This window comes from Pseudoxanthomonas sp. UTMC 1351, from assembly GCF_040948865.1.
Lineage (GTDB): Bacteria > Pseudomonadota > Gammaproteobacteria > Xanthomonadales > Xanthomonadaceae > Pseudoxanthomonas_A.
Window position 1 is genome coordinate 1 of the sequence record NZ_JAVGJT010000054.1, and the last position, 9511, is coordinate 9511.

Here is a 9511-nt window from a genome sequence, read left to right on the forward strand (position 1 = left end):
GACTGCGCCGCCATTTGCAGCAGGCGCTCGGCGATGCGTTCCAGCGGCAGGACTTCCTGCGTGGCACCCAGGCGCACGGCGGCGCCGGGCATGCCCCAGACGACGCTGGTGGCTTCGTCCTGGACCAGTGTCGGTGCACCGGCCTGGGAGATTTCCAGCAGGCCGCGGGCGCCGTCGTCGCCCATGCCAGTCAGGATGGCGCCGATGGCATTGGCTCCGGCGCTGCGTGCGACGGAGCGGAACAGTACGTCTACCGCGGGCTTATGCCGGTTGACCGCCGGACCATCTTCGATGCGGCAGCGCCAGCGGGCACCGTCGCGGATCACGCTCAAGTGGCGGCCACCGGGCGGCAGATACGCGTGGCCCGGCAGGATGGCTTCGCCTTCAGTGGCCTCACGCACGGCCATGGCGGAATGGCGGTCCAGGCGCTCGGCGAATGCACGGCTGAAACCGGCCGGGATGTGCTGGGTCATCACGATGGCCGGCGCATCGGCCGGCATCTGTTCCAACACCACCCGCAACGCTTCGGTACCGCCTGCGGATGCGCCGATCGCGATCAGGCGGTCGGTGGTGCGGAAGCGCAGGGAAGATGCGGCGGCAGGCATGGGAGGCAGTACCGCGTCCACGCTGCGCTTGGGCGCATTCATCCGCGCCAGCGGGCGCACCTTGGCGCGTGCGGCGGCTTTCACCTTCGCGACGATTTCATCCGCGTAGCTTTGCAGGCCGTTGGCGACATCGAGCTTGGGCTTGGAGATGAAATCCACCGCGCCCAGCGACAACGCTTGCAATGTGGTATCTGCTCCGCGTTCTGTCAGCGACGAAATCATCACCACCGGCAGTGGATGCAGGCGCATCAGGTTTTCCAGGAACGCCAGCCCGTCCATGCGCGGCATTTCCACGTCCAGCGTGATCACGTCGGGGTTGAGGCGTTTGATCTTCTCGCGCGCCAGCAACGGATCGGCCGCGGAGCCGACTACCTCGATACCCGGATCGGCCGACAGGATTTCGGTCAGCAACTGCCGCACCACCGCGGAGTCGTCGACGATCAATACTTTGCAAGGCGTATTGCCGGACGCCACGTTCATGAGAACAGCTCCATCAGAACAACTCCACGCCGCCGGTGACCGGGGCTTTAGACAGACGTGCCCGGATCGCCGATTCTGTCGCCAGAATTTCGGCGTCGTGAGCGTGCGGCATGCGTTGGACCACCACGCGTCCGGTACGCGGGAAAAACCACACTTTGCGGGGGTGGATGCCGCGCAGGTCCTCCGCCACCACCGGAATGCGTTCGGCATCCAGGTACTGGCGAACGAACTCAGCGTTGCGCGTGCCCACCGGATTGCTGGTGAAGCCTTTCAATACGTTGCCGCCGCCGAAAACCTTGGCTTCCAATCGGTTGCGCGCGGCACCGCGCTTGAGCAGGTCGTTGATCAGCAGTTCCATTGCGTAGCTGCCGTAGCGTGCGGGCGCGCCATCGCCGACCTGGCCGTCGGGCAACATGAAATGATTCATGCCGCCTAGCTTTAGCAGCGGATCGCGCACGCAAGCCGCCACGCAGGATCCCAACACCGTCACCAGCGCCATGTCGCTATCCACTACCAAGTACTGCGTGGGCAGCAGCTTGGCGGCAGGCGTCTGGAAGCGCGCATCGTGGTAGCGCAGCACGCTGTCGGTTTCGGCGAGCGCGGAAGCGGCTTTCATAGGTTCACGCTCGTTCTGAGCACGCTCATCGGATCGTCCTCATGCGCGTGCCGCGCGGCGGTACAGCGTGCGGCCGCAGGGCTGGATGATGTCGCCAGCGTGCAGATAGTTTTCCGAATGACCGGTATAGAGCAGGCCGTCATCGACCAGGTGCGGCACCAGCCGCGACAGGATGCCGCGCTGAGTGGGCTTGTCGAAATAGATCATGACGTTGCGGCAGAACACCGCATCGAACGGACCACTCACGTCATAACGCGGTGTCAGCAGGTTGAGCTGGCGGAAATCGATCAAATTGCGCAGCGCCGGATTGACCCGGCAGAAACCGGCATTGGGGCCGGTGCCGCGCAGGAAGTAGCGCTTACGCAGGTTTTCACTCAGGCTGGCAATGCGCTCCAGCGGATAGACGCCGCGCTCGCCAGTGGCCAGCACCTGGGTATCGACGTCGGTGGCGAGTATGCGCACCGGCGGATTGAGTGTGCCGTAGGCCTCGCACGCGGTGATCGCCATCGAATACGGTTCTTCGCCGGTCGACGAAGCGCAGGACCATAGCTTCAGCGGACCGTTGTTGGCACGGCCATGCAGTTCTTCACGCAGTTTGTCGAAATGGTGCGGCTCGCGGAAGAATGAGGTCAGGTTGGTGGTCAGCGCGTTGGTGAACGCCTGCCATTCGTCGCCGCCATCTTTTTCCAGCTGGTCCAGATACTCGCGGAAGCTGCGCAAGCCCAATGCACGCAGCCGGCGAGACAGTCGCCCATAGACCATGTCGCGTTTGCCGTCCGCCAGCGCGATGCCGGCGCGCTCGCGAATCAGTTCGCAGACACGGCGAAAATCGCGGTCGCCGAATTCGAATTCGCGTTCACCGGCGGCGCGATGCTCGTCGCTGACCGGCGAGGCGGGTGGGGTCCGTCGTGCGGGCGAAGCCGGTGCGGTGCTGCGGGAGGTGACGGACATCGGGATCTCGTTGGCGGTAAAACGGTATGCGGTTAGCGGAGAATCGCTTTCCCTTCTCCCTCCGGGAGAAGGTGGCGCGCAGCGACGGATGAGGGCATGAGGTGTCCGCTTGTAGCAAAGGCCAATGGCGAGTCATTGCCATTCCCTCATCCGCCCCCGTATCAAGTACGGGGCAGGCTCTTCGGGCACCTTGCTTTACACCCCGGCCCTGCGTAGCACGCAGGGCGTTCAGACATGCACGAGCCAATGGCTCGTAAGCCGCATGTCTTCACCCCAAGGGGAGAAGGGAAAAAGCGTGGGCTCCCTCGTGCTTCAGAACTCCTGCCAATCATCGCCATCAGCCAATGCTGGCTCGGCCACTGGCTTGAGCTTGGCCGGTGCCTTGGCCGCGACAGGTTTGTGCGAAGCAACTGTCGCCTTGGCGGGAGCGGTGGCCGGCGCACTGGCATGCGTCAACTGAAACACCGCCACCGTCTGCGCCAGTTCGGCGGCTTGCTCCTCCATGCTGCGGGCGGCGGCCGAGGCTTCTTCCACCAGCGCGGCGTTCTGCTGGGTCGTCTCGTCCATCTGGGTGATGGTCTGGTTGACCTGCTCGATACCGGCGCTTTGTTCCTGCGAAGCGGCACTGATCTCGGCCATGATGTCGGTCACGCGCTGCACGCTGGCGACGATCTCGCCCATGGTCTGGCCGGCCTTGTTCACCAGCGCCGAACCATCAGCCACCTTGTCCACCGAGTTCTCGATCAGGCCCTTGATCTCCTTGGCCGCGTTCGCCGAACGCTGCGCCAGGGTGCGCACTTCCGAGGCGACCACGGCAAAGCCGCGGCCTTGTTCGCCGGCACGCGCCGCTTCCACAGCCGCGTTCAAAGCCAGGATGTTGGTCTGGAAGGCGATGCCGTCGATGACCGAGATGATCTCAGCGATCTTCTTGGAAGACTGTTCGATCTCGCGCATGGTGACGACCACCTGGCCGACCACTTCGCCACCTTGCGAGGCGACACCGGCGGCGCCGATGGCCAGCTGATTGGCCTGGCGAGCAGAGTCAGCGTTCTGGCGCACGGTGGAGGTCAGTTCTTCCATCGAGGCGGCGGTTTCTTCCAGATTGGCGGCTTGTTGTTCGGTACGACGGGACAGATCGGTATTGCCGGAGGCGATTTCGCCGGCGGCAGTATTGATGGACACCGACGCACCCTGGATGCGTCCAACAATATCGGTCAGCTGCGCGACGGTGGCGTTGGCGTCATCGCGCATGCGGGCGAACACGCCGTGGAAATCGCCGTCCATGCGCGCGGTCAGGTCGCCGCGGGCGATGGCCTGCAACAGGCGGGAAGCCTCGGCCAGGTTCTCGTCGGTGGTTTCCATCAGCTGGTTGACGCCCTCCACCATGTCGCGGAAGTCGTACTGGTACTGCGACACATCGCCACGCACCGAGAAATCGCCCGCCGCGGCGGCCATCGCCAAGCGCTTGATTTCGGCATTGATGTTGGAAAGGTTCGTCTTGGTGGCATCCATGGCTTCGGTGATCTGCGCTTTCTCACCAGGCAGGCGATCCATGTCCACCGACAAGTCGCCAATGGCATAGCGCTGCATGACTTCCACCGCGCGCATCTTCACCGCGATATGCGAACCGACCAATGTGTTGGTGTCGTGCACCATGCGGCCGTAGTCGCCTGGGAAAGCGGTCTCATCCATGCGGTAGCTGATCTGGCCTTCGTCATGGCGCGTGGCCATCTCGCCTTGGGCCTCGATCACCGACTGCACCTGCGATTGCATGCGCTGCATGGCGGCCATCAACTGGCCCACTTCGTCCTTGCTGCTGACATCGATCTTGCCGTCCAACTTGCCGTTGGACACATCGGTGGCCACACGCACCGCTTCGCCGACCGATTTGGCGATGGCACGCGCGAAGAACCAGGCCAGCGCCAGGCCGCCACCAATGCCGGCCAGCAGCATGATGAGAATCAGGGTGCTGGAAGCCGCGAAGGTGCTGTCGGCTTTTTTCCCTGCGGCCACGGTCTGGTTGTCGACCTCGGTGATCAGCTTGCCTAGCGAGGCGGAAGCCTTGGCGTGCAGCTGGTAGGTGGTGCCGATGAAGGAATCGATCGCGTCGTCCTCCAACTGCAACTCCAGCATTTCGTTGACGTCCTGGTAGGACTGATGCGCCTTCTTCCAGTCGGCGACGAAGGCGTCGTACAGCTTGCGTTCCTTCTCGGATTGGATCAGTGGCTTGTATTCGCCCACTTCCTTGTTGATCTGTTCGGCGATCTTGCCGGCGCGGGTACGCGCATCGGCTTTCACGCCGTCGCTGGCGCGAACCATCGTGGTGAAAGCAGTGCTGCGGTATTCACCCAGCAGGCCACGCAGATCCCCGGCGATCTTGACGCTGGGCAGCGTGTTCTGCGCCATGTCAGACGTAACGCCATTGAGGGAGTTCAGGCCGAAGAAAGCCGAAATGCCCTGGGCGAGCATAAGCACGAGTACGACACCGAAGGCCAACATCATCTTCGTTGTCAGTTTGAGGTTCTTGATCCGCTGCATGAAATCGATTCCTGTTCGTCGGCGCAGGCAGGCGCCATCCACATCGGGACGACCGAAAGGCGGGACGCAGGCGTCCCGCCGGAGTTGCGGCTTAGCGCATCGTGGCCAGCTTCAGATTTGACGGTGAGTTGACGACGATTTCCGCGCGTGAGTTGTCGCGCTGGATGTCGCCGATCACGCACACGTCCTTGCCTTCCAGGGTTTCTGGTGCCGGCTTGAACTTGGCGCGGTCAGCGCCTGGAATGGTGGCGGTGAAAGTATGGCGCGGGAAATTTCCGCCCATGTACAGGAACGTCGGCGTGCCTTCGGAATTTTCCGCGAAGCGGGCCTTGCCCACCTTGCCGCAGACCACGCCGGGCTTGCCGGCGAAACGCACGGCCATGTCGGCGGGAATGGCATTGTTGACCTGCGACTGGCCCACGGCGGGCGAAGCAGGCATCAGTGCGGCGGCGCCGGCGACTGCGATCGACAGGATCAGTGCGGAGGTGATTTTCATTGTGGTAACTCCATGTTCGGTGTGTACGGAAGGACGGTAGGGGGAGAACTCATGCCTCTCATCGGCGGGGCGGGGGAGAACTTGAGTGGACGAAAGCCGAAGGGGAGGGTTGGAGGGTGGTGATTGATACGTGCGTCACGTTTTCTTTCGGGGTGGCGTTCCCCGTGTGCATGGCGTCGGCGGGCCGAGGCGGCCGTAGCGTGCGCTGTGCGCACGACTTGGAGTTCCGCCTCATTTCGCTGCTTTTTCGTTCTTGGCGCTGGCGCGGCGGGTTCACCGGCGCGGGTGATTTACGCGCTGCCGCGGGCGTCACTTGTTCTTTGCTCGTGCAAAGAAAAGTAACCAAAAGAAAGCACGCCCTGGCGGTGCGCCCCTTCGGGGTACGTGTCGCCGGTGGGAATTTTCGGAAGGCACATCCATGTGCCTGCCGAAAACGCCGCGCGTCCTGCGCGGCGCCCCAAGGGGTTGTACCCACCGGCGCCACCGCGCCTTAAAGGGGACCCGAGAAGCCAAAAGCAAAAGCGACAGCACCAGCAAAGGCGAAGAGCAACGAGCAAAGACAAGGGGCAAGGGCAAGGCAAAAGCAGTCGCTTAGTTTTCTGCTGCTGCTGCTGTTGCTGTTGCTTTGGCTCTTGATCTTCGGGGCCCCCGTTAAGGCGCGGCAAGCGGGACGGGTAAAACCCCGCAGGGGCGGCGCACAGGATGTGCGTCGTTTTCGGCAGGTACATGGATGTACCTTCCGAAAATTCCTGGCCCGATTGCGAACCCGAAGGGCGCGCTGCCCGGGGCGTGTTTCTTTTGGTTACTTGTTCTTTGCACGAGCAAAGAAAAGTGACGCCCGCGGCAGGCGCGTAGATCGTCAATCCAGGTGAACCACCCGCGTCAGCGCCAAGATACAAAAAAAGCGTTACGGATACGCCACCAAGACGCTGACTTTCAAGTCGTGCGCACAGCGCATGCTACGAATGCCAAAAAACTAACTAACCGCCGCCGTGTCCAGTACATTCCTCGCAATGTAGTCATTGTTCTGCAGCCACTGCTCCAACTCCGCAGCCCTAAGCGGCTGCGAGAACAGATAGCCCTGCAGGATCGGAAAACCGTTCTCGGTCAGGAAGCGATGCTGCGCCGCGGTTTCCACGCCCTCGGCGACCACCTTCATGTGCAGGCTCTCGCCGATGCGCAGCACCGAGGTGGTCAGCGTGCGTGCGATGGCGCTGGTTTCGATGTCGCGTACGAAGCTCTGGTCCAGCTTCAGTTCGTAGATGGGCAGCCGGTGCAGATGGCTGAGACTGGAGTAGCCGGTGCCGAAGTCGTCCAGTGACAGGCGCACGCCGGTGACGTAGATGGCTTCGATGTTCTCCAATACATCCGGGTCCGGATCCAGCATGACGCTTTCGGTGATTTCCAGTGTCAGGTCGTCTGGCACCAGGCTATGTTCGTCCAGGATGTCGGCGATCTGCCGGGCCAGCTCGCGGTCGCGGAAATTGATGGCCGAGATATTGACGGATACGCGTGGGACCTCCACGCCGCGCCGGCGCCAGTCGGCCAGCTGCGCGCAGGCTTTTCGCAGCACCCACAGGCTGAGTTCGGAGATCAGGCCGCACTCTTCGGCCACCGGTACGAAGCGCGACGGCGGCACCGTGCCTGTCTCCGGATCGTGCCAGCGCAACAATGCCTCCACGCCATACAGATGTGGGAATGCATCTCCGCTGATCTGCGGCTGGAACTCCAACTGCAGTTGGTCCAGGCGCAGCGCGTCGCGCAACGCGGTTTCCAGCGAGACGCGCTCCTGTGCGACTCGATTCATCTCGCCGCTGAAGAAGCAGAAGCTGCTGCCGCCCTCGCTCTTGGCGCGGTGCATGGCCATGTCGGCGTGGCGTACCAGCAGTTCGATGTCGCGGCCGTCGTCAGGGAACATCGCTACGCCAATACTGATGCTGGGATGCAGCGTCATCATGCCGACGGCGGTCGGCGCGGCGATGGCGCCCAGCAAGCGTTCCGCCACGCTGCCAGCTTGTTCGGCGCTGCACTGTGGCAGCACCGCGACGAATTCGTCGCCCGCGTGGCGGCCGACGATGCTCACCCCGGGCAATTCCGCATTCAAGCGGGCAGCGACGTCGCGCAGCAGTCCGTCGCCTGCGGCATGGCCCTGGGTATCGTTGATACGTTTGAAACGATCCAAATTTATGAACAGCACTGCCGCGGTGCCGTTGAGCTGCGCGACGTTGGCCAGCGACTGCTCGGCCTTGGCGCTGAACATGATGCGGTTGGGCAGAGCGGTCAGCGTGTCGTAGAAAGCGAGCTGGTGCACGCGTTCGTTGGTCTGTTCGCGTTCCAGCGCCAGCGCGCACAAGTGCTGGCAGGTGCTGACCAGTTGCGCGTGAAGCTCGTCCGGTCCACGTGATTCGCGGTAGTAGAACGACACCGTGCCCAGCACGCGGCCACTGCTGGATTTGATGGGATTGCTCCAGCAGGCGGCGAAGCCCAATGGCAGCAGCAAGTGCCGGTACTCGGCGCATAGCGGTTCGGTGGCGATGTCGGTCACCAGCACCGGGCGCCCGCGCCAAGCGGTAGTGCCGCAGGAACCTGCACGTGGCCCGATGCCCATGCCGTCGACGGCTTGCAGCAATGTTCCCGGCAGACTGGGGGCGGCCAGTGGACGCAGCCGGCCTTCGTTGTCGACCGCGGTGATCAGCGCGACGACTTCCGGCGCGATGTGCTCCACTTCGCGGCAGATCAAATCCATCACCTCCGCCGTCGGCCACTCATGGACCATGGCATCCAGCGCTTTGTGATGCAGCACCTGATGCATCTTGGTCTGGGTGATGTCGCTGAGCACGCTGACCAGGCCAATCAGCTTGCCTTCGTCGTCGTGTACCGGGTTGATGGCCGCGGAAACCCACAACGGCCGGCCGTTCCGGGCATATAGCAGCACTTCGGTCTGCAGGCCTTCGCCGGCCTTGATGTGGGAAGCGATAAGTTCGCCGAGGCCCGGATCGGTGTGCGGCCCGGACAGGATGTCCGTGGGCTTGCATCCCCGCAGGTCCTCCAGCTCGTAACCGAGCATGCGGGTGAAGCCGCTGTTGACGTACACCACGTGGCGGTCGGGATCACTGACGAAGATCGCGTTATCGCTTTTGTCCACGACAAAAGACAGTTGCTGCAAGCGTTGCTGTTGCCGTTGCTGCTCGCTGGTATCGCGGACGAACGCGGTATAGAACACCCGACGGCCCAGGACAATGCGCGACATCGATACCGACGCGGCCAGGTGATTGCCATCCAGCCGCATCACCACCACGTCGACGTTGCTGCCTACCAGCGACTGCTCGGAGATGGAAGCGGGGTGGCCCAGGTGCGCGGGATCGGCGGCAGGGCAGAGCAGTCTGTCCAGCGCAACGCCCAAGACCTCGTCGCGATGGCAGTCCCAGAGCTGTTCCGCCGCCCTGTTGAACAGCAGTACCTGATGACGGTGATCGGTAACGATTACCGCATCGACGCATTGTTCCAGCGTCTGCGACAAGAATTCCTGGACCTCGTCCGATGCCGTCTCCTGAGGTAACGGTGTCATTGCGCGGCGCGGCATGCGGATCCTTCGCGCAGGCGAACTGCGTGTTGATGGCAATGACAGGGGGCTATGGGTGATTCGCTCATCTTTTGCCCGTCGGAATCACATCAGAGTCGTTATCGACCGTACGACCGAAGACTTGAATACGCTTTCGGAAGGCGCCGAGATCGTGGTGGGACAACCCGCTTTTTGTAGGAGCGGCGTCCCGCCGCGAGCTCTTCCCATCAGATCGCGACAAAAGCGAAGAGCTCGCGGCGGGA

Annotated in this window: 6 protein-coding genes; all 6 read right to left on the reverse strand. The window is 62.9% G+C overall.

The features are described 5' to 3' along the window. Nucleotides 1–1085, reverse strand: a 1085-nt coding sequence (locus AB6O04_RS20290) for a chemotaxis response regulator protein-glutamate methylesterase (protein ID WP_368566230.1), incomplete at its 3' end; no start/stop codon positions are given. Between the two features lie 13 nt (nucleotides 1086–1098). After that, nucleotides 1099–1701, reverse strand: coding sequence for a chemoreceptor glutamine deamidase CheD (gene cheD / locus AB6O04_RS20295; protein ID WP_337344766.1), 603 nt, complete (start codon nucleotides 1699–1701; stop codon nucleotides 1099–1101). 39 nt (nucleotides 1702–1740) lie between these two features. Further along, the gene (locus tag AB6O04_RS20300; protein ID WP_368566231.1) at nucleotides 1741–2652 is read right to left on the reverse strand and encodes a CheR family methyltransferase; all 912 of its coding nucleotides are present in this window, start codon (nucleotides 2650–2652) and stop codon (nucleotides 1741–1743) included. Nucleotides 2653–2964: 312 nt separating this feature from the next. Continuing rightward, a complete protein-coding gene (locus AB6O04_RS20305; RefSeq protein ID WP_368566232.1) occupies nucleotides 2965–5190 on the reverse strand; it encodes a methyl-accepting chemotaxis protein in 2226 nt (741 codons plus the stop codon). Between the two features lie 91 nt (nucleotides 5191–5281). After that, nucleotides 5282–5668 (reverse strand): hypothetical protein, encoded by a 387-nt coding sequence (locus AB6O04_RS20310; RefSeq protein ID WP_368566234.1) that lies wholly within the window; start codon nucleotides 5666–5668, stop codon nucleotides 5282–5284. A gap of 994 nt (nucleotides 5669–6662) precedes the next feature. Beyond that, a complete protein-coding gene (locus tag AB6O04_RS20315) occupies nucleotides 6663–9269 on the reverse strand; it encodes an EAL domain-containing protein (RefSeq protein WP_368566233.1) in 2607 nt (868 codons plus the stop codon). Nucleotides 9270–9511: the final 242 nt, after the last annotated feature.

Coding starts and splice junctions, on each gene's coding strand:
- cheD (WP_337344766.1), bottom strand. CDS start 1,701: ATGAAAGCCGCTTCCGCGCTCGCCGAAACCGACAGCGTGCTGCGCTAC.
- AB6O04_RS20300 (WP_368566231.1), bottom strand. CDS start 2,652: ATGTCCGTCACCTCCCGCAGCACCGCACCGGCTTCGCCCGCACGACGG.
- AB6O04_RS20315 (WP_368566233.1), bottom strand. CDS start 9,269: ATGCCGCGCCGCGCAATGACACCGTTACCTCAGGAGACGGCATCGGAC.
- AB6O04_RS20305 (WP_368566232.1), bottom strand. CDS start 5,190: ATGCAGCGGATCAAGAACCTCAAACTGACAACGAAGATGATGTTGGCC.